Origin of the sequence: Companilactobacillus pabuli (assembly GCF_014058425.1) — a bacterium.
GTDB classification, from domain to species: domain Bacteria; phylum Bacillota; class Bacilli; order Lactobacillales; family Lactobacillaceae; genus Companilactobacillus; species Companilactobacillus pabuli.
The window spans coordinates 385,110-405,022 of sequence record NZ_CP049366.1; the positions used below are offsets into that span (position 1 = coordinate 385,110).

At 35.7% G+C, this 19,913-nt stretch carries 19 protein-coding genes; 9 read left to right on the forward strand and 10 right to left on the reverse strand.

The window, feature by feature from the left end; genetic code table 11:
* Positions 1-83 precede the first annotated feature (83 nt).
* Complete coding sequence (locus G6534_RS12350; protein ID WP_420826954.1) at positions 84-773, reverse strand: RNA-guided endonuclease InsQ/TnpB family protein; 690 nt, start codon at positions 771-773, stop codon at positions 84-86.
* The gene (locus G6534_RS12355) at positions 757-1,419 is read right to left on the reverse strand and encodes a helix-turn-helix domain-containing protein (RefSeq protein WP_420826955.1); all 663 of its coding nucleotides are present in this window, start codon (positions 1,417-1,419) and stop codon (positions 757-759) included. The genes G6534_RS12350 and G6534_RS12355 overlap by 17 nt, the downstream gene beginning before the upstream one ends.
* Before the next feature lie 133 nt (positions 1,420-1,552).
* On the opposite strand from G6534_RS12355, the gene G6534_RS01830 reads away from it, so the two are divergent.
* The 3 genes from G6534_RS01830 to G6534_RS01840 are packed head-to-tail and all read left to right on the forward strand — an operon-like array spanning position 1,553 to position 3,413.
* Entirely contained in the window at positions 1,553-2,242 is a 690-nt protein-coding gene (locus G6534_RS01830) for an amidohydrolase family protein (RefSeq protein WP_182083077.1), read from the forward strand.
* 11 nt (positions 2,243-2,253) lie between these two features.
* Positions 2,254-2,823, forward strand: a complete 570-nt coding sequence (locus G6534_RS01835) for a histidine phosphatase family protein (RefSeq protein WP_059074419.1) — start codon at positions 2,254-2,256, stop codon at positions 2,821-2,823.
* 2 nt (positions 2,824-2,825) lie between these two features.
* Positions 2,826-3,413 (forward strand): histidine phosphatase family protein, encoded by a 588-nt coding sequence (locus G6534_RS01840; RefSeq protein ID WP_059074418.1) that lies wholly within the window; start codon positions 2,826-2,828, stop codon positions 3,411-3,413.
* 47 nt (positions 3,414-3,460) lie between these two features.
* Here G6534_RS01840 and G6534_RS01845 read toward each other — a convergent pair whose 3' ends face one another.
* The 6 genes from G6534_RS01845 to G6534_RS01870 all read right to left on the reverse strand — a co-directional run bounded on the left by G6534_RS01845 (position 3,461) and on the right by G6534_RS01870 (position 8,249).
* Positions 3,461-4,216, reverse strand: coding sequence for an amino acid ABC transporter ATP-binding protein (locus G6534_RS01845; protein ID WP_059074417.1), 756 nt, complete (start codon positions 4,214-4,216; stop codon positions 3,461-3,463).
* Complete coding sequence (locus tag G6534_RS01850; RefSeq protein WP_057811962.1) at positions 4,216-4,911, reverse strand: amino acid ABC transporter permease; 696 nt, start codon at positions 4,909-4,911, stop codon at positions 4,216-4,218. Before G6534_RS01850 ends, G6534_RS01845 begins: the two co-directional genes overlap by 1 nt.
* 28 nt (positions 4,912-4,939) lie before the next feature.
* Positions 4,940-5,722 carry a transporter substrate-binding domain-containing protein gene (locus G6534_RS01855; protein WP_059074416.1) on the reverse strand — a complete coding sequence of 261 codons (783 nt, stop codon included), beginning with the start codon at positions 5,720-5,722 and terminating at the stop codon, positions 4,940-4,942.
* Positions 5,723-5,802: 80 nt separating this feature from the next.
* Positions 5,803-6,726, reverse strand: a complete 924-nt coding sequence (cysK, locus tag G6534_RS01860; protein ID WP_182083078.1) for a cysteine synthase A — start codon at positions 6,724-6,726, stop codon at positions 5,803-5,805.
* A 13-nt stretch (positions 6,727-6,739) separates the two neighbouring features.
* Positions 6,740-7,534: a homoserine O-acetyltransferase/O-succinyltransferase family protein gene (locus G6534_RS01865; protein WP_182083079.1), complete on the reverse strand. Its 795-nt coding sequence runs from the start codon at positions 7,532-7,534 to the stop codon at positions 6,740-6,742.
* A gap of 253 nt (positions 7,535-7,787) precedes the next feature.
* Positions 7,788-8,249: a hypothetical protein gene (locus tag G6534_RS01870; protein ID WP_182083080.1), complete on the reverse strand. Its 462-nt coding sequence runs from the start codon at positions 8,247-8,249 to the stop codon at positions 7,788-7,790.
* A 129-nt stretch (positions 8,250-8,378) separates the two neighbouring features.
* Between G6534_RS01870 and G6534_RS01875 the strand changes: the two genes are divergently transcribed.
* The 6 genes from G6534_RS01875 to G6534_RS12265 all read left to right on the forward strand — a co-directional run bounded on the left by G6534_RS01875 (position 8,379) and on the right by G6534_RS12265 (position 18,933).
* A complete protein-coding gene (locus G6534_RS01875) occupies positions 8,379-9,734 on the forward strand; it encodes a hemolysin family protein (protein WP_182083081.1) in 1,356 nt (451 codons plus the stop codon).
* A 115-nt stretch (positions 9,735-9,849) separates the two neighbouring features.
* A complete protein-coding gene (locus G6534_RS01880; RefSeq protein ID WP_182083082.1) occupies positions 9,850-11,427 on the forward strand; it encodes a peptide chain release factor 3 in 1,578 nt (525 codons plus the stop codon).
* 408 nt (positions 11,428-11,835) lie between these two features.
* On the forward strand, positions 11,836-12,840 hold the full coding sequence (locus G6534_RS12260) for a glycoside hydrolase family 73 protein (RefSeq protein ID WP_059074412.1): 1,005 nt from the start codon (positions 11,836-11,838) through the stop codon (positions 12,838-12,840).
* Between the two features lie 184 nt (positions 12,841-13,024).
* Positions 13,025-15,538: a hypothetical protein gene (locus G6534_RS01890; protein ID WP_059074411.1), complete on the forward strand. Its 2,514-nt coding sequence runs from the start codon at positions 13,025-13,027 to the stop codon at positions 15,536-15,538.
* A 100-nt stretch (positions 15,539-15,638) separates the two neighbouring features.
* Positions 15,639-16,973 (forward strand): branched-chain amino acid transport system II carrier protein, encoded by a 1,335-nt coding sequence (gene brnQ / locus G6534_RS01895; RefSeq protein ID WP_182083083.1) that lies wholly within the window; start codon positions 15,639-15,641, stop codon positions 16,971-16,973.
* A 613-nt stretch (positions 16,974-17,586) separates the two neighbouring features.
* Positions 17,587-18,933, forward strand: a complete 1,347-nt coding sequence (locus G6534_RS12265; protein WP_182083084.1) for a C40 family peptidase — start codon at positions 17,587-17,589, stop codon at positions 18,931-18,933.
* Between the two features lie 51 nt (positions 18,934-18,984).
* On the opposite strand, the gene G6534_RS01905 is transcribed toward G6534_RS12265, so the two are convergent.
* Together G6534_RS01905 and G6534_RS01910 are read right to left on the reverse strand one after the other, a co-directional pair.
* On the reverse strand, positions 18,985-19,296 hold the full coding sequence (locus G6534_RS01905) for an SLAP domain-containing protein (RefSeq protein WP_059074408.1): 312 nt from the start codon (positions 19,294-19,296) through the stop codon (positions 18,985-18,987).
* 116 nt (positions 19,297-19,412) lie between these two features.
* Positions 19,413-19,847, reverse strand: coding sequence for a hypothetical protein (locus G6534_RS01910; protein ID WP_059074407.1), 435 nt, complete (start codon positions 19,845-19,847; stop codon positions 19,413-19,415).
* Between the last annotated feature and the right edge of the window lie 66 nt (positions 19,848-19,913).

Here is a 19,913-nt window from a genome sequence, read left to right on the forward strand (position 1 = left end):
CATGCCGTTAAGCAATCGGAATCATAACGTCTTATGCGCTAATTACCAGAACTTAGGACGCGAGTTGCCAAACGCCCTTATTTTTATTTATATATTGGACTATCTTCGGTTAATGGTTTAGTTAATTCAATCAAACCTTTAGCTAAGATATTTTTAGAAGCGTTCCAGTCTCTAATGTGATGAGCATTGCAGTTAGGACAAGTCCATTCTCTATCCTTGAGAGTTAGTTTACGAGTGTTGTTTGTACCCATTCTGAACTTGCATTCATTGCATTGTTGTGTAGTATAAGCTGGATCGACTTCAACAAAGGTACGACCATACATCGGAGCTTTATATTCCAACATACCTATGAATGTTCTCCAACCAACATCTGAGATGGACATAGCTAAAGCATGATTTTTCAACATATTTTTACTCTTCAAATTCTCTCCAACTATCAAATCGTGGTTTTTGATAAGTGTAGTTGATAGTTTATGAAGGAAATCTTTACGTTGATTTCTTACCTTAGCGTAAAGTTTAGCTACTAGTCTTCGTTGTTTCTGATAGTTCTTAGATTTCCAAAATTTTCTACCTTCAGATTTAGCTCGTCTAGCTCTTCGAGATAGTTTACGCTGTTCTTTGGCTAGCCTACCTTTAACAGAACGGTAAAATCTAGGATTGTCGATGATATTACCGTTACTATCAGTTAAAAAATTTTCAGTGTTTAGATCATAGCCAACTTGTGAATATGTTTTAGGTAACTTTTCTTTAAATGGTTCATCGCTTTTTAACAAAAAAAGAAACGAACCATTCTCCAGTTGGCAAATGCTTGATAGAAACAGTAGCTATTCTAACTAATTGATTAGTCGGTAACTGTCTTGACAGTTTAACTTTGATACGACCAACTTTAGGTAGTCTAATGTGTTTGTTATCTAAAAATTTTATTGATCCATTGTATAAAGATGGAAAACCACCGTTTTTCTTAACAGTGGCAGAACTATAATGATTAGACGTTCTATACCCTTGATTAGGACTGGACTTGCGTTTAAAGTTTGGTGTTCCAGAATTATGTACTTTGCGAAATAGATTCCATGCCGATTTATAACTAACTAAAGCATTATTGATCATGTCGCTGTCAATGTCCTTGTCACCTAACCATGGGTACTTATCTTTAGTAATCCGAGCTAATCCTGTTGGACGGACCGCACTAGATTTAAGTAACTTACCGTTTTTATTGTGTTTCCAGTATTTTTCTGGAATGGGATATAACTTATCTAATTTATTACTATAAATTGGTGAGTCGGTCCAACTGTTGGCGACTAATTTGTTGTAAACAAAGCGAGAAGCATTGATGTTTTTCAAGAAGATCTTTTCTTGCCGTCTGTTAGGATAGATTCTCACTTTTAAACTCATCATGTATTCCATTTCGTTCTTCATCATTTCACCTCCTTATCTTTATAGATACATTGTATACGAACGTGTGTTCAAAAAGCTTGTGATAAGGTTGTGATATAAAAAGTTCAATATCAAAAACTAAATAATTAATGATAAAAAGGGGACTTACCTCCTACGAATGAATTCATGGGATTCACGCCCAACTTTATTGAATTTGGTAAACGGAAACGAAGATATTTTTGCTGGAGCAGTTGCTATGGTACCGATGAATAACATTCCTAAAGCAATTGAAATAATTGAGCAACAAGTGGTATCTAATGATAAATTTGTCGGAATTCAATTGTTTACGCAAGCATTAGATAAGTCGATTGCTAGTGTAGAGTATGAACCAATTTTTCTTGAAATGAGTAAAGTCAACTTACCAATATTCTTACATCCAGTCTTTGATAATAATAAAAGAGATAATAACATCACTTTTAGTTGGGAATACGAATTGACCCAAGCAATGATGCAAATCGTTCAGGCCGGTTATTTTGAAAAATATCCTAAATTAAAAATTATCATTCATCATGCCGGAGCAATGGTGCCATTCTTTGCAGGTAGAATCAAATATACGATGTCTGATCAAGAGTATCGTGATTTCAAGAAATTTTATGTTGATACAGCCATCTTGGGTAATCCTAAAGCTTTAGAGTTAGCAATTGACTTTTTCGGTAGTGAACATATGATATTTGGAACAGATGCACCTTTTGCAGTGATGCCTAATGGAGCGACTGAACAAATTGTTGACGCTATTAATGAAATGAGAGTTTCAACAACCACTCGGGATGATATTTTTTCCAATAATTTTCTTAAAATAATTAGATAGTGAGGAAGATAATGATTAAAACACTTTATTTAATGCGCCATGGACAAACCTTATTTAATCAATTGCATAAGATTCAAGGAGCCTGTGATTCTCCTTTGACACAACAAGGAATTGACGACGCCAAAAAAGTTGGACGAATGTTTAAAGACAAAGGCATTATTTTTGATCATGCATATTCTTCAACTCAAGAACGTGCTAGTGATACTTTGGAATTGATTACTAACCAACCATATCAACGCTTAAAGGGTCTTAAAGAGTGGAATTTTGGCGTTTTTGAGGGTGAGAGTGAAAGGTTGAATCCTAAGCCGGATCCCAAAATTGGTTCATATGGAGATTTCTTCGTCCAATATGGTGGTGAATCGGTTGATGACGTTCAACAACGCGTAAATCAAACTTTGACTGAAATTATGGAACAACCTGACGCCAATAATGTTTTGGCCGTTAGTCATGGTGGTGCAATTCATTCATTCGTCTTGAAATGGGCCAGAGACCATACGATTCATATCCCCAATTGTTCAGCGATGAAGTTTTCTTATGACAATGGTGTTTTCAAATATGAAGAAACGATAGAAGCCGATTAAGAATGACTAAGATACTTTATTTGATGAGACATGGTCAAACGCTTTTTAATATTTTGCATAAGAATCAAGGAATTTGCGATTCACCACTGACACAACAGGGCATCGCTGATGCCAAAAGAGTTCATGAATATTTGCAGCAAAATAATATTATTTTTGATCATGCTTATACTTCAACTCAAGAACGGGCAAGTGATACTTTGGAGTTAGTGACTGACCAACCTTATCAACGCTTAAAGGGATTAAAAGAATGGAATTTTGGACTTTTAGAGGGTGAAAGTCAACGTTTGAATCCACCTTTTGATAGTAAACTTGGTTCTGTCGGTAATGGTTATGTTCAATACGGTGGCGATTCAGCTGATGCAGTTCAAAAGCGAATGGTAAAGACATTAACAAATATTATGATTCAAAAAGGTCATCAGCGTGTTTTGGTAGTAGGCCATGGAGCTTCAATTTACTTATTTTTGAAAAATTGGATACCGTTAGATGAGTTGTTAAATCATATTGAGCTGCGCAATTGTGCAATTTTGAAGTTTTCGTTTGATGATGAGACGAAGAAATTTACTTATTTAGAAACAATCAATGTAAACTAAAAAATCCGTACCAACTAAAAATAGTTGATACGGATTTTTTTGAGGTTTTATTTTGTGGTTTTTTCGTCATTAAAAGTAATACCGGATAGGAAATCCTTAATCCTAGTTGTGGGATGATTAAAGAACTTATCAGGAGTGTCATCGAAGAGGATGTCACCATTTTCAACAAAGACAATCTTGTCCGCAACTGAACGAGCAAATTCCATATTGTGGGTCACGATAATCATTGATTGTCCCATTTTACTTAATTCTTCTAGAATCAAAAGGACCTGTGTCTCTAGCTCTGGATCCAAAGCACTTGTTGGCTCATCCAACAAGACGTATTCCGGATTCATTGCTAAAGCACGACAGATAGAAATACGTTGTTGTTGACCACCAGACAATTGACTAGGGAAACGATCAGCGTATTCACCTAAACCAACTTGTTCTAGTAATTTACGAGCCTTTTCTTCAGTTTCTTGCTTTGGTTGTTTCAAAACGGTAATTGGTGCTGTAGTGATATTTTGTAGAACCGTCAAATTAGGGAAGAGATTCCAGTTTTGGAAAACCATACTAGTTTTCTTACGAATATCAAAACTGAGTTTCTTAGAAACAGGTTGGGAATAGTCTAGTTTGATATCACCAAAATCTATAATTCCACTTTCTGGACGAACGAGTAAATCAAGTGAACGAAGTAGAGTAGATTTACCTGAACCAGAAGGTCCTAAAATAACTGTAGTTTTACCAGATGGAAAGTCGACACTCAAGTCTTTTAAAACTTCTTTGCCATCATATTTTTTAACGATATTTTTAACAGAAATCATTAAGCTTCACTCCCTTTAACATATTTTGAAGTTCTGCGTTCTAGATAGTGTTGTAAGAAAGTAAGCAAAGTACAGATCACAGCATAAAGAGCAGCAGCCAAGGTGTACATCAATAATGGTTGGTAGTTTTTAGCAGTAATTTGTTGACTGACTTGGAACATTTCCAAAATCGTGATTGAACTGGCCAAAGACGTATCCTTCACCAAACTAATGAATGAATTAGAAAGTGGTGGTAAAGCAATTCTGACAGCTTGAGGCAAAACGATTTTCATCAAAGTTTGCTTAGTTGTGAAGTTCAGTGTAAAAGCAGCATCCCATTGATCTTGAGGAACTGATAACAAGGCTGAACGAATTGTTTCTGAAGCATAAGCACCAGTGTTCATTGAGAAACCAATTACCGCTGCAATAAAGGGTGATAATTGAATTCCGGCACTAGGTAGACCGAAGAAAATAATGAACAATTGAACTAGTAATGGAGTTGAACGAAAGACCCAAACGTAGAAGTTGGCGATAGCTCTTAGAACTAGCCAAGGGTATTTGATCAATTTGTTTTCACTAGGTTGGATGAATTTAATCAAAGCTGTTAAAACGGCTAAAATCAATCCGAAGAAAAATGAAACTAGAGCTAACGGAATGGTGTACTGCAACATTGCGGTAAGCATTTCCGGTAATGACGTAATGATAATGTGCCACATGAAATAAAAATCCTCCTGGGTTTAATGGTTATTTTTTAGTGATATCTTCACCAAAGTACTTAATAGAAAGCTTCTTCATAGTTCCATCTTTGTAAAGTTCTTTTGTAGCTTTAGATACATCTTTACTTAATTTAGTTGATTTCTTATTGAAGATTGGAGCAATTTTTGAAGATTTAAGTTTGCTTTCTGGAATAGTGATGTACTTAAGGTCAGTGTTCTTGTGATCTTTCTTCCATGTTAAGAAGGCCTCCTTAGAGTTAAAGGCACCCTTTACACGTCCTTGATCAATCATTGACATTGAAGTTTGGAAATCACTTGAAGGAACTATATCAGCACCGAATTTCTTGGCGTTGTTGTAGTTATCTGTACCGGTACCGGCAGCAATCTTTTGACCCTTGATGTCATCAACTGAGTTGATACCTGAGCCGTCTTTAGTAATAACAACGGATTTTGAGTAGACATAAGGTGTTGAGAAGAGATATTGTTTCTTACGTGAAGCATTTTCAGCCACATTGTTGATAACAACATCGAAAGTATTAGAATTCAAACCAGCAATCAATGAATCCCATTTTGTTGGAACAAACTTAGCTTTGAGACCAAGTTTCTTAGCAACAGCTTTACCATAGTCAACTTCAAATCCTTTAAGCTTACCATTTTCACGGTATGAGTAAGGAGCATAAGTTCCTTCCAAACCAATTGTTAGTGTACCTTTAGTCTTAGTGTCACTAGCATTTTTGTTACTTGAGCAACCTGTTAAGACCAAAATCAAGGCCACAAGTGTAGTTAATATTAAAGCGATACGCTTTTTCATTTTAAAAAATCCCCCTATATATAGAAAATCATCATTTACTATTCTCGCATAAAATAAAGCTTGTTAAAAAGATTATGTCTCTAAAACTTAAATAAATCGGTTGAAAGGTATCTTTCACCATTATCTGGGGCAACTGTTACGACTGTTTTACCTTTGCCGAGTTTCTTAGCAATCTCAATAGCGCCAAAGATATTAGCACCAGCGGAGATACCTGGTAAGAATCCTTCTTTATGACTTACTTCTTGAGCCATCTTAATGGCCTGATCACTAGTTACTTCGACGATATCTGAATATGAGTTCTTGTCCAAAGTGTCAGGAATGAATCCGGCACTAATACCTTGAATTTTGTGAGCACCAGTTTTTCCTTCTTTTAATAGAGGGGATTCGGCAGCTTCTAGGGCGTAAACTTTCACATCAGGGTATGCCTTAGTTAAAGCGTGACTAACACCTGAGAGGGTACCACCAGTACCAACACCGGCTACGAAGCCATCAACTGGAGTGTCACCAAAAGCTTCAACGATTTCTTTTCCCGTTGTAGCTTCATGGATGGCCGGATTAGCAGGGTTTTGGAATTGCATTGGCATGAAGTAGCCATTTTCGTTGGCTAAATCAGTAGCTTTCTTGATGGCACCGCCCATACCTTTTGAACCAGGTGTCAAGATCAATTCAGTACCATAGCTTTGCATCAATTTACGACGCTCAATACTCATAGTTTCTGGCATGGTAATAATCAAGTGATAGCCTTTAGCAGCAGCAACTAGTGACAAGCCGATTCCGGTATTACCAGAAGTAGGTTCAACTAAAGTATCACCAGGTTTGATCTTGCCAGCTTTTTCAGCAGCTTCGATCATTGATAAAGCAATTCTATCCTTGATTGAACTACCGGGATTGAAGAATTCCAACTTAACATAAACGTCGGCGGCATTTTCTGGGACGACTTTGTTGAGTTTTACGATAGGTGTGTTTCCAATAAGTTCAGTAATATTTTGTGCAATTTTTGTCATAATAAATTTCTCCTTAGCAAGTAGTTAATTTATGTTCTTTGACTGTTTGTAGCCAATTGTTATAAAAGTTCTGTTGAGTTTGTTTCCAAGAGAATACTGGCTTTTGGTCTAGTGGTGAATAATAACCCGTAGCCGGCATTGGATGTTTGATCTTAGGACTTTTTTGTTCACGTTTTAATTCATCATCTAGTCCATCTTTTTGGTATTCCAAATGTGAGAAAATAAACGTTTGATGTTTTTTAATTGATTCAACCAAAGTCAACAAACCATTTTCACTGACAGCATCAATCATTAAATCTGGATTTTCCATCAGTTGTTGGTGATCCATTTCAGCATTGCGAGCATGCGGTGCTGGAAAATTATCGCCGATGTTATCAAGCAGTGGAGTGTCAATTAAAATCTGATTTTGGAAAACTCCAAAGGTTTTGTGCGGTAAAACTTTTTTATCGATATCATACAATCTATTCAAGGCGGCCATGGCGCCCCAACAGACGTAGAGCTGGGGAATATTTAATTGATCAAGCAAATCGATTAAATCATTGATTTCATCAAAGTACGAAACTTGAGGAAAATCTAATTTCTCAACTGGACTGCCGGTAATGATAAAACCATCTAGGTCTTTGATATCTCCTAAATCTAATGGCTGCATATTGTCAATGATTCTTGAATCAAGTTGACGATCAACGTAACGAGTAGCTGAGTAATAAAATTTTGTTTCGACTTTATCACCTAGAGCTATTTGAAAATTACGCATGGTTTCAAGTTTGTTTTGCATTAAATTAAGAATTCCAATTTTAATAGGTTCCACAAGTAACTCCTTCCTAAGTAGAAAAACAAAAAAAAGCGAAGCCGACTAATGTCAACTTCGCTTGATAGTTTTAGTTTGCACTACTTGATTATCAATTGAGTGGTATTAGACATGCTGAAAAAGTATAGTAATGTTCGTTCATTACTACACAACAACATGATTCAACCTGTTTTTGATTAAAATTCAACATGTCTAGTTCCTCCTGCAATTAAGATGACTCAAATTTACAATTAAAAAATTGATAAGTCAAGGATTATTTCTTTTTCTCTGAGTAAATTGAAAGTGATTCGAATTCAAGGTAAGATGCCAAAGTGAGTGATACGACTAGGATTAAGACTAACCAACCAAGGGTTCGACCAAGAATTAAAGTTAATGGTAAAAATGTTGCTACCAAATAAATACTGATGACCGATAAACAAAAATCAACGGCTAAATTAGCACCGATAACTAATTTACTTCTTTCCAAAATGAAGAAGAAAAGTAATTCTTTTAATATTTTGCGAGTTGAACTGCGATACATGATCAAAACGGGACGTTGGGCGATAACTTTGACCGCAAACATACCAAAGGCACCAACAATTCCACCAACGATGATTCTCCAAGTTAAAGCGTGTAAAACTAATGAATTATAAGAAACGCCAATAATCGACAAACAAAGGATGTAAGGGATTATAAAGAAGAATAAGTAGATTACCGCAATTTTTTTATTAGACATTTTAGAAAACTCCCTATATACTGATAGTCCTATTTTATCATTAAAAAGGATTATTGTTGAATACAATAACACCTGTTATAATTGTTTTGTTTATATTTAAGTTTACATATGAAAGAGAGTGCGAATTAAATGAGTGGTGACTCTTCTGGAGCGTCGCTTTCTGGGCAGCTGATTTTAATAATTGTTTTGACGTTATTAAATGCTTTTTTTGCAGCAGGAGAGATGGCGATTGTATCCGTGAATAAAACGTCCGTTGAGGGAAAAGTAAAAGATGGCAGTAAAAAGGCCAAGAAAATTTTACATATGATCAATGAACCGAATAAATTTTTGTCGACAATTCAAGTGGCAATCACTTTAGCTGGGTTCTTATCATCAGCTAGTGCAGCGACGACTTTGAGTGCCAGAATGGAAGTCTTGATTGGAGATTTTCCTGGGAGTAAAGAGGTTTCTGTTATCGTTATAACGGTGATTTTATCCTTTATTACTTTAGTTTTAGGTGAATTATATCCTAAACGTATAGCGCTACAACGACCTTATCAAGTAGCTAGTTTTACCCAACCAATGATTAGTTTCTTCGGTTTGATTTTGAAGCCTTTTGTTTGGTTATTGGAAGCAACAATTAATCTACTGCTTAAGATTACACCGATTGACTTTGACCAAGCGGATGAACCTATTACGAGAAATGAAATGATTGCAACTTTGAGGAAATCTCGTAATAGTGGAACAATCAACTCGGATGAGTATCAAATGTTACAAGGAATCATTCGCTTTGGAGATAAGACAGCTCGAGAAATCATGGTACCAAGAACCGATACCTTTATGATTGATATCAATGATCCTGTTAGTGAAAATATCGATGCAATTTTGAATCAACCTTATTCTCGAATTCCTCTTTACGGCGGAGATAAGGATAATGTCATTGGGATTATCCATATCAAGGACTTATTGAAGAAGTCACGAGAAGTTGGTTTTGAGAAAATCAATTTGAAATCGATTATGACAGAGCCATTGTTTGTTCCTGAAGCAACTAATATTGATACCTTATTATTAAAGATGCGTAGTACGCAAACGCAAATTTCAATGGTTGTTGATGAATACGGTGGTATTGTTGGGCTTGCAACAATTGAAGATATCTTAGAAGAAATCGTCGGGGAAATCGATGATGAATACGATCCAGTAACTAAGAATTTCCAAAGATTGGGTGCTAACAAGTTTTCTGTCGTTGGTTTAATGACAGTGGAAGACTTTGATGAACTTTTTGAAGAAGAAATTCAAGTTGATGATGTCGATACGATTGCTGGATATTTGATTATGCAAATTGGAGAAATTCCTGATGCCAAACATCCTAAGTCATATACTTTGGACGATGGAGTAACTATTACATCTGGAGAATTAAATGGTTCACGAATTGAAAATGTTATCGTGACGGTTCCAGATGATAAAATAAAGAATGTAACTACTAATATGTATAAAGAGAAATACTAGTGTATTTCTTTTTTTTCGAGGAAAATTATGTTGTAAATAAATTACTGATTTATCCAATTATGAATTTATATATAGGAAGGAAATGCGTAGAAATTTGTTTTTACGCTCTTAAAAAATGGATCAAAAACAATTAGAACAAGAAGTAAATAAACGTAGAACTTTTGCCATCATCTCTCACCCGGATGCTGGTAAGACTACTATTACTGAACAAATGTTGTACTTTGGTGGAGTTATTCGTTCTGCCGGTACAGTTAAAGCTAAGAAATCTGGACAATTTGCTACTAGTGACTGGATGGAAATTGAAAAGAAACGTGGAATTTCTGTTACAAGTTCTGTTATGCAGTTCCACTATCGTGACAAGGATATCAACATTTTGGATACTCCAGGACACGAAGATTTCTCTGAAGATACTTATCGTACTTTGATGGCGGTCGATGCGGCTGTCATGGTTATCGATTCTGCTAAAGGTATCGAGCCTCAAACTAAGAAGTTATTCAAGGTTGTTAAAAAACGTGGTATTCCTATTTTTACTTTCATGAATAAGCTTGATCGTGATGGACGTGACCCACTAGACTTGATTGCTGAACTTGAAGAATTGCTAAATATCGAAGGTTGTGCAATGAACTGGCCAATCGGTATGGGTAAGGAATTAAAAGGTTTGATCGATATTCGTAATAACCGCTTGGAACTTTATCGAAAAGATGGCGATGATCGTTTCTTGCCAATGAATGATGAAGGGCAATTAGTCGAACACAATCCAATTGAAGAAGAGGGCGTTTACGAACAAGCTCAAGGTGAAGTTGACTTGATCAAAGAAGCCGGAAACCAATTTGACCTTGAAAAGATTCAAGCTGGTAATCAAACCCCAGTCTTCTTTGGTTCTGCTTTGACAAACTTTGGTGTTGAGACATTCTTGAATACATTCTTGGATTTGGCTCCAGCTCCTGCCGAACACAAAGAACAAGACAGTGAAGAAGTAGTTAAGCCTGATGACCCAGAATTTTCTGGTTTTGTCTTCAAGATTCAAGCGAATATGAACCCTAATCACCGTGATAGAATTGCTTTTGTCAGAATTTGTTCTGGTGAGTTCGTTAGAGGAATGGATGTTAAGTTACAAAGAACGGGCAAAGTCATGCGTTTGAACAATGCGACCGAATTCATGTCTGATCAAAGAGAAACAGTTAAGACAGCTGTTGCCGGTGATATCGTAGGACTTTACGATACTGGTAATTTCCAAATTGGCGATACGATTTATACAGGTAAGAAATCAGTTCAATTTGAGGACTTGCCACAATTTACCCCTGAAATGTTCATGGAAGTTCAAGCTAAAAACGTTATGAAACAAAAATCATTCCATAAGGGTATGCAACAGCTAGTTCAAGAAGGTGCCGTTCAATTGTATAAGAAATATACAACTAACGACTATATCTTGGGTGCTGTTGGTCAACTACAATTTGAAGTTTTCCAATTCAGAATGAAGAACGAATATAACTGTGATGTAGTCATGAAACCAATTGGTTCAAGAATTGCTCGTTGGATTGATCCAGAACAATTAGATCCTGCTATGTCATCAACTAGAAATATGCTTGTCAAAGACTTAGATGATAAACCATTGTTCTTATTTGAAAATAAATTTGCGGAAAATTGGTTTGCTAACAAATATCCAGATGTTAAGTTAAGTTCAAAATTATAGGAAATCGCTGAATGGCGGTTTTTTTTATTGTAAAATTTTAATGGTAGTACAAAAATTCACAATAAAGGAGGTTGAAGAAAAGTACTTTATAAAGCTTGAGACTGTAGTGTTTTGAGATTTATTACTTCAAAATTTAAAATAATATAATTCTAACTACCGATTATTTTATCAACGATTATTCGTAATATTTTTGTAATTATTCGGGGATTTTTAATGGTATTTCACAGGTGTTCCTTAATTTAATATAGAAAATCTTTAGATTCTTAAGAAATTCTTAAAGTCAAGTAACAAAAAATTACAATTTATTTTCGAATGTTTAATTCTTGTTACAAATCTCGAGTTTTATTGAAAGTGCTTTTTTTAAATAGTAGTCTATAACTAGATTATTTATTAAGGGGTAACCAATCTATGTCTAAAAAAAATCTACTTACAAGTGCTTTAGTACTTGGTACATTAGCTGCAACCGCTACACCTTCCGTAGTGTCAGCTGCAACAACTGAGGATGCTAGCCAAGCCGCATCACAAGCAGGTACTGAACAAGTTAATAATAAATCAGAAGATAATAAAACTAATATCATTGCCGGATCAGACGAAAAGAAAGCTGATACAACAGTTGCTAACTCTGCAACTGTTCAAGCAGCCAGTGAATCCGCAACAAATGCTTCAAAAACTACAGCAATTATTCAAGCCGCTTCAGGAATCACACAAGCACAACAACAAGCTTTCTTAAACACTGCTGTGCCAATGGCTCAAAAAGCAGCTTCACAATATGGGGTTTATACTTCAGTTATGTTGGCTCAAGCTATTCTTGAAAGTGCATGGGGTACTTCAACTTTAGCTACACAAGGTCACAACCTTTTTGGTATTAAGGGTGATTACAATGGTGCTTATGTAACAATGCCAACATCAGAATGGAGTGCTTCTCAAGGTTGGTATACAATCAATGCTAACTTCAGAAAGTATCCAAGTTACTACGAATCATTTGCTGACAATGGTAACAAGCTTCGTAACGGTGTTTCATGGAATTCAAGTTATTACAGTGGTACTTGGAAAGAAAACACTAGTTCATATAAGGATGCTACTGCTTGGCTACAAGGTAGATATGCAACAGCTCCAAACTATGCTTCATCATTGAATAACTTGATTCAAACTTACAATTTGACTCAATATGATGGTAATGCTGAAACAAATGGTGGTTCACAAACTAACAGCAATACTATTAGTGTAAATAACACTAATGGTAGCTACGTTCCATTGGTAGCTTTCAATAGCGATGGTTCTGCTAAGAAGATCACTAACCGTGCTTTGGCAAATAACACACCTTGGTACACTGACCAAACTAAGTCATACAATGGTCACACATACTACCGTGTTGCTACTAACGAATGGGTCGAAGATTCATACTTAGCTTAATTTGATTTTTACTTAAGACATTCCTTCAATTAGGGATGTCTTTTTTTATATCAAATTATTAATATATTTTATAATAAATTATGGATGTTAATTGGCAAGGCTTACATGTATAATAAATATAAATAATATTGGGATTATTTTAAATAAAAACGTGATTCTTAAATAGGAGAAGGGGGAATTGCGTATGCAAAATAAGTTGTTAAAAATTATTAATATATTTATTACTTTTACAATTTGTTTAAGCTTATTGCCAATAAATACGGCTAAAGCGGCTGCCACACCGCCCACCACATCAGAGGTATATCAAACTACGCCCCCAGGAATTGCAATGAAGGATTTTGTATCAAAGGCTGATACTTACAAGGATGGAACGGTTAATAGCGCTAAACTCTTTGAAGCCGGTAATACTACTTATGATAATTCGACTGATATTTATCAATTATTAAGCAGTGATGGTGGTCAAGAACAGACTAGTTCTTTCTGGGGTAAAGTATCTAGTGATGATGGTGGTAGTTCTAGTGTTAATAATTATTTTGATCTCAGTAAGCCTCAAGTTATTTCTGCCTGGCTGTATATGGGTGATAAAAGTGCTTATTCAGGATCTAGTGACGATACAGCTAAGGGTCTCCCCGATGGTTTAGCATTTGTCTTGCAGGATGACACTAGAGGAACTCAGGCAATTGCGACCTCAGCTAACGAGGGCAAGACAGCCTTTGGTGAAGGTTTAGGAGTTTGGGGCGTTGCCAGTTCCAGTGATAATACGTTAAGCAATTTTGTTGATCCAAGTCTTGGCGCGATTCAAAATAGCTGGGCCTTAGAATTTGATACTTTGCAAAATTCCAGTCCGGCAGCTTCTGGCAGTAACTATGATGATTATTTTGATGGTTTGACTTATAGTGGCGTAAAGATTGCAAAAGGCCAGCATATGGCTTGGGATTATCCGGCTAATGTCGGAATAAATCAAAATAATACTAGTGCAAATATGGGCGTTAATCCAAATGATAGCGGCAATACTTACTATGGTAAAAATAATAACTGGGGGAATATTTTTACAGGATATAAGAATCACTACTATTATGGTTTAAATCATCGTGACGTAATTCATAGTATGTACTTAACTGGTTATACGAGTGATTCAGCAACGAATGTGTATAACTCATGGCATCACTTCAAACTCAGCTATACGCCACCTGCAGCTGGATCGACTTTAGCCAAAATGTCGTATATTTTTAACGATAAAACTTACGATGGAACTTTAAAAAGTTACCTTGATTATGATAAAAAGACTAATGTGACAGTTGATATTAGCAAATTTATGCGGGATGGAAATACCAAAGTTCGCTGGGGATTTACAGCTTCTACAGGTTCACAAAGTTCTTCACCTTCAACGTTTGCAGTTATCATGCAACAAATGCCTAATGTTGCCAATATCGAAACTACTACTAAACTTTATGATTTATCGCAGTATGATGCTGATGATAATTTAGGACGTGAAATTAAAGATTTGGATAAACGTCCAGTTTCTATTACAGCAGCCACCAAGGATCCAGATTATAACGTGGCCAATGGAGATAAATTACGTTTAGATTATAATTTGAATTACATTTCAGGTTTTGAAGGAACGGGAAGTGATATCACAACGAATATTACTTTGCCATCAAACGTCGATTTTAGTCCGGATGAGGATAACAACATCGGACAAATAATTTATTCTGGCTTTTCCGATGAATCAAAAAATAGAACTGTTCCAATTTCGGCAACCAGTTTGACAAGCGATAATAAGGTGGCATTAACTTTAGATGCTTTAAACAGTGAGAATGAAAATATTAAAATTGAACTCTTCGGTACTGCTGACGCACAGACGACGCCAACAACGGTCAAAGGTCAGCATGCATCGTATCAAAGTTTGCATTTCTTAGATGATATTATGAGTCCATCGTTTATTATTAATGATCGTCTGCAATTAACGACGAATGATAATTTAGATTTAGGAACGATTCAGACGGGAAATGAATCAAATAACCAGGTTAATTTGAATTTAGCGATGAACTATCTCAACAGTTCTAGTTTTGATACAAAGGGTGTTACGTTATATACGAAAGTAGATGATAAAACAGCCACCAAAACAACTATTTCAACAGCGGACGGGAAAACTTCTTATGATATTGCTAATGATATAGCCAATTCTACGCAATTTAGTGCTGACTATTTGGGTACGGGGACTCATAAAATTACAGTTTATGCGATTGACAGTATGAATCGTGTCAGCCAATCAATTACTTATCAGGTTAAAGTTGAAGGTAAGCAATTAAAATTAGATGTTGATCCAAATTATTCATTTAAGAACATTAATAAAGTGGCACCGGATGGATACGTTAAGAGAAAAGGGCATTGGAAAGTTTCAGTAATTAGCTCTGATACGCCGTGGACTTTGACAGCCAATGGAACTGAATTAACTTTGGAGAATGATGCCTCTCAAGTTATAGGACCAATGTTTTATCGTGATAAGAATGGCAATGATTTTTCAATGTTGAATCAAGATATTTTGATTGCCCAAGATTTGTCGTCTGACTCTAAAACAACTGACGTTAGTGGAAGTTGGGCTAATGACAAAGGTATTTTATTGCATGATGATCAAGATAATATGGCTGGTAAATATCAAGGTAAGATTCATTGGAGTTTAATTGATAGCGTTTAATTAAAAGTCGGGATGACTAATATCTCGGCTTTTTCTTGTCCTAAGGCCAGGATTCGTTTATTATAAATAAATGTATTTTTAAATTGAGAGAGTAATCTATATGAATGAAAAGTTAACTTGGAGAAATTTATTTTTTATCGGTTCAATGTTATTTGGATTGTTTTTTGGAGCCGGAAATTTAATTTTCCCAGTATTTTTAGGACAACAAGCAGGTAGTAATGTTTTTGGCGCTGTTATTGGATTGTTGATAACCGGAGTGGGGTTGCCACTTTTAGGAGTTGCCAGTATGGGAATGACTGGTAGCAATAGTGTTTTTGATTTGGCGGAAAAAGTCAATCGGCCATTTGCTTATATTTTTACGATTTTGTTGTATTTGACGATGGGACCACTGTTTGCTATTCCTCGCTTAGCAACAATTTCTTTCCAATTAGGTTTGGCACCATTTATTGGTAAAAATCATCAAAATTTCGTTTTATTAATTTTTTCAGCTTTATTCTTTGGTATAACTTTTTGGTTAGCACGAAAACCTAGTAAATTGATGACTTATGTTGGAAAATGGTTGACGCCAATTTTCTTAATTTTATTGGGAATTTTAGTGGTAACGGCTTTTATCAAACCAATGGGAAGTTTGAATGTCGCTCCTCAAGGTCAATATGTTGATCATGCTGTGTTGAGTGGTTTTACCGAAGGTTATAATACGATGGATGCTTTAGCTTCATTGGCATTTGGAGTAGTAGTGATCGATACGATCAAGTCGTTAGGAGTAAAACATCCCCAACAAATTGCTAAAGATACAATTAAATCTGGATTGATCAGTGTTGTTTTGATGGGTATCATTTATGCCTTTTTGGCTTTGATAGGAACGATGAGTGTTAATAAATTTCCATTGGCAACCAATGGTGGAGTAACTTTGGCGCAAGTGTTCAACTACTATTTTGGTTCCTTTGGAAGTTTGTTATTAGCTTTGATTGCCATCATTGCTTGTTTAAAAACTTCTATTGGTTTAACTTCAGCCTTTGGTGAAACGGCTACGGAAATGTTTCCTAAATTTAATTATCAGGCTGTTTTAGCCTTTGCAATTGGTTTGTCATTTTTAGTTGCTAATATTGGTTTAACGAAGTTGATCAATTATTCGACGCCAGTATTGATGTTTTTATATCCACTGGCCATTGTGTTGATTATTATTTCGGTATTAAATCCGATTATTGGGGAATCAAAATGGTTGTTTGGTATTACGACATTGTTTACCTTGATACCAGCCTTTTTTGCCGGAATTGCGGCTTTACCTAAGGCTATGCAAAGTGGTTTGGTTCAACGGATTTTAGTCTGGAATGATTATTTGCCATTGTCGCAATTAAGTTTGGGCTGGGTAGTACCGGCGTTATGTGGTTTGTTACTTGGCTTTGTAATCAGTCGTATTAAAAGAGAAAAATAATATATAGAGTATTATGGTACTGCTGGCTGTCGTCATCCGTTCTGCTTTGTGGATGCTGGAACGTACTGGGCGCAACTTTAAGCCAATTCCAGAACCGGGAACAGTCTTAAAGCTTGGCCTTTCACTAAGCAATAAATTGCTAAGTGAAATTTCAGTACTGAGCATCCACAAAGCTGCCACTACCGACTGAATAACGACATTTATTATTTATTTCAAGTAATTCAAACTAAAAAAATAGCATCTATTTAGTTATAGTCAATCGACTATATCTGAATAGATGCTTATTTGTTTGATTCTATAAAAATTAAAAATCACTGTTTAGTCCGGAATAGCAAAGAAAATTGGCTCAGTAGTGAAGTTATTCTAAGCAACTCGTTGCTTAGAATAAGGCCGAGTTTTGAGATTTTGCACACTTGATTTATGCAAAAGCTCAAAATCGTGCCCACTACATTCCAGCCAAATTTTCTTTGCTATGGAGGACGGCATATTACTATACTAATTTAATTAAAAAGCCAAGTGAAAAGGTAATAATTCATTTTTGGTTGTACTCGATTCAGGAAAATACTAAACTAATGATGACATTTATAATTTGTTTTATAGGGGTAAAACGTTTATGAAGAAAAAAATTATCACGACATTTTTAATTAGTGCCAGTATCTTAGGGGCGATGGCAATTATTAAGCCAGTTGAAGCTGACAGTATTAAGGGTATCGTTACAACTAAAAATATGGCACGTTTATATAATAATGATGGAAAATTGATCAGTAATCGTGCTTTAGCAGCTAATACGCCTTGGGTTACCGATCAAAGAGTTGATTTAAATAGTGTTGGTTCGGTTTATCGTGTTGCAACTAATGAATTCGTCAAAGCAAGTGACGTTGAATTACAACACGGACAAGCTAGTACTGGGACTGTCAAAGTCGGGAGTAATGGAGCTTTAGTTTACAACTACGACAGTGGTAAATATAATGCGGCCGATAACAAATTGGCTAAAGGTAGTATGTGGAAGTACAACCGAGTTGATAATATTAATGGTAAAACATGGTATCAGATTGCCACGGACATGTGGATCAACAGCGATGATGCAGCAAAGTACAATGGTATCGAAATTGAAAATACTGGAACAGCTACGATTGCCTATGCTCCTGATAGTGGGATTGATTTATGGCAAGGCTTTGGGAATGATAAAGTTGCTACCGGAAGAAAACTAGCCAATGGAACTAGTTGGAAATTCTTTGACAAGGTAGTTGATTTCAATGGAGATGCTTGGTATGAAATTGGTAGTGATCAATGGATATCAGGTGCATTCACTAAGATCAGTAATGACAAATTTACTCAAAGCTCAGCCCAAGTGTGGGATCCTAACTATGCTGCAGTGAAAGCAGACAAGAAGACCTCTGTTTATTCGGATAGTAACTTCAATTCTGCAACAAAGAATAGTATCGATGCTGGTCAAATTGAACAAGTAGTTTCAACCGTTTTAACCGGCAATACGATTTGGTATGAAAAGAGCGATGGTGGCTGGTTGCCTTCTACCGCAGTTAGTGAAGTATCTGTTAAGAGAAGTCCGGTCAGTTTGAATGGTAAAACTAGAAGTGAAGTGCTCGATGAAGTAATCAATGTCGCTAAGCAACAACTAGGTAAGCCTTATGTTTGGAATGGCAAAGGTCCTAACAATTTTGATTGTTCGGGATTGATGCAATATGTCTTTCGTCAAGTAACCGGTCAAAATATTGGTGGTTGGACGGTTCCTCAAGAAACAGCTGGAACGAAGGTTTCTCTTAATCAACTAGAACGTGGTGATTTAGTCTTTTGGGGTAACGCCGGAGCTACTTATCACGTTGGCTTGTATCTTGGAAACAATCAGTATCTCAATGCTTTGAAGCCTGGTACTAACGTCAAGATAGATTCAATAACGAATAGTTTCAAACCATCATTTGGAGTAAGAATTTTTTATTAGTCAAAAAAATAGTCCTGTTGAAATTTTCAACAGGACTATTTTTGAGAAATCCTATTTTTCTAGTGATACGTCGCTAGCTTTGACAAATTCATCTTTGCCAACTTTGTAGTACTTTTGACCTTTGATTGAGGTCTTCTCTTTAGGTGTGCAAGTTTTACCTTTAGTTAAACAACGAGATAATTTCTTACCTTTTTCGTTATAGAGTTGAGCTTTAGCTACTTTAACTTTGATTTTTGAACTAGAACTGCATTTCGTAGCGGCTTGAACAATGGCTACATTAGAAACGGCCGGAATAATGGTGGTTACTGAAGCACCAGCAGATAGTAATGAAGCAAACAAAAGACTTTTTTGAATTAATTTCATGATTTTTATCTCCTTGAATTAACTTTCAGTAATAATATGATAACGATTATTTTGTTATCAAAAACATCTTAACTCATAAATGATTCAGTAGTGACTTTGAGACGTTGTCGAAATGTCTATGAAACTAAAGTACTATTGTTCATTTGTGAGATATTGCCTTTGAAGTCTTTATAATAGGTGCTGTCATAGAAGGCGTTTTGATCACCAATTTTACAAACAGTTCCTTGAGTTAAACATTTACCAGTCTTTTCACCTTTTTCATTGTAAAGTTGAGCTTTAGGGACATTTATTTCCAAACGAAAATCGTTAGCTTCAATGGTTGAAACCATATCTTCATCGGTTTGATTGTCGTTAGTCAAAATCTTAACATCTTCGCCTTTGACAAATTTATCTTTACCAATTTTGAAGAAGTAGTCGTTGGCAGTTGTACCTTTAACGACTGTGGCAGCTTGAACGGCACCATTGCCACTTGCAACAACGGGAATAGTTGTAGCACCCATTCCGACTGCAAATAATGAAGCGAACAAAAGACTCTTTTGAACTAATTTCATGATTTTTATCTCCTTTGAACCGCATACTATATAAATTGATTTTCTGAAAAAGATAGCTAGGTTTTT

Coding starts and splice junctions, on each gene's coding strand:
- G6534_RS12355 (WP_420826955.1), bottom strand. CDS start 1,419: ATGATGAAGAACGAAATGGAATACATGATGAGTTTAAAAGTGAGAATC.
- G6534_RS01830 (WP_182083077.1), top strand. CDS start 1,553: ATGAATTCATGGGATTCACGCCCAACTTTATTGAATTTGGTAAACGGA.
- G6534_RS01835 (WP_059074419.1), top strand. CDS start 2,254: ATGATTAAAACACTTTATTTAATGCGCCATGGACAAACCTTATTTAAT.
- G6534_RS01840 (WP_059074418.1), top strand. CDS start 2,826: ATGACTAAGATACTTTATTTGATGAGACATGGTCAAACGCTTTTTAAT.
- G6534_RS01845 (WP_059074417.1), bottom strand. CDS start 4,216: ATGATTTCTGTTAAAAATATCGTTAAAAAATATGATGGCAAAGAAGTT.
- G6534_RS01850 (WP_057811962.1), bottom strand. CDS start 4,911: ATGTGGCACATTATCATTACGTCATTACCGGAAATGCTTACCGCAATG.
- G6534_RS01855 (WP_059074416.1), bottom strand. CDS start 5,722: ATGAAAAAGCGTATCGCTTTAATATTAACTACACTTGTGGCCTTGATT.
- cysK (WP_182083078.1), bottom strand. CDS start 6,726: ATGACAAAAATTGCACAAAATATTACTGAACTTATTGGAAACACACCT.
- G6534_RS01870 (WP_182083080.1), bottom strand. CDS start 8,249: ATGTCTAATAAAAAAATTGCGGTAATCTACTTATTCTTCTTTATAATC.
- G6534_RS01875 (WP_182083081.1), top strand. CDS start 8,379: ATGAGTGGTGACTCTTCTGGAGCGTCGCTTTCTGGGCAGCTGATTTTA.
- G6534_RS01880 (WP_182083082.1), top strand. CDS start 9,850: ATGGATCAAAAACAATTAGAACAAGAAGTAAATAAACGTAGAACTTTT.
- G6534_RS12260 (WP_059074412.1), top strand. CDS start 11,836: ATGTCTAAAAAAAATCTACTTACAAGTGCTTTAGTACTTGGTACATTA.
- G6534_RS01890 (WP_059074411.1), top strand. CDS start 13,025: ATGCAAAATAAGTTGTTAAAAATTATTAATATATTTATTACTTTTACA.
- brnQ (WP_182083083.1), top strand. CDS start 15,639: ATGAATGAAAAGTTAACTTGGAGAAATTTATTTTTTATCGGTTCAATG.
- G6534_RS12265 (WP_182083084.1), top strand. CDS start 17,587: ATGAAGAAAAAAATTATCACGACATTTTTAATTAGTGCCAGTATCTTA.
- G6534_RS01905 (WP_059074408.1), bottom strand. CDS start 19,296: ATGAAATTAATTCAAAAAAGTCTTTTGTTTGCTTCATTACTATCTGCT.
- G6534_RS01910 (WP_059074407.1), bottom strand. CDS start 19,847: ATGAAATTAGTTCAAAAGAGTCTTTTGTTCGCTTCATTATTTGCAGTC.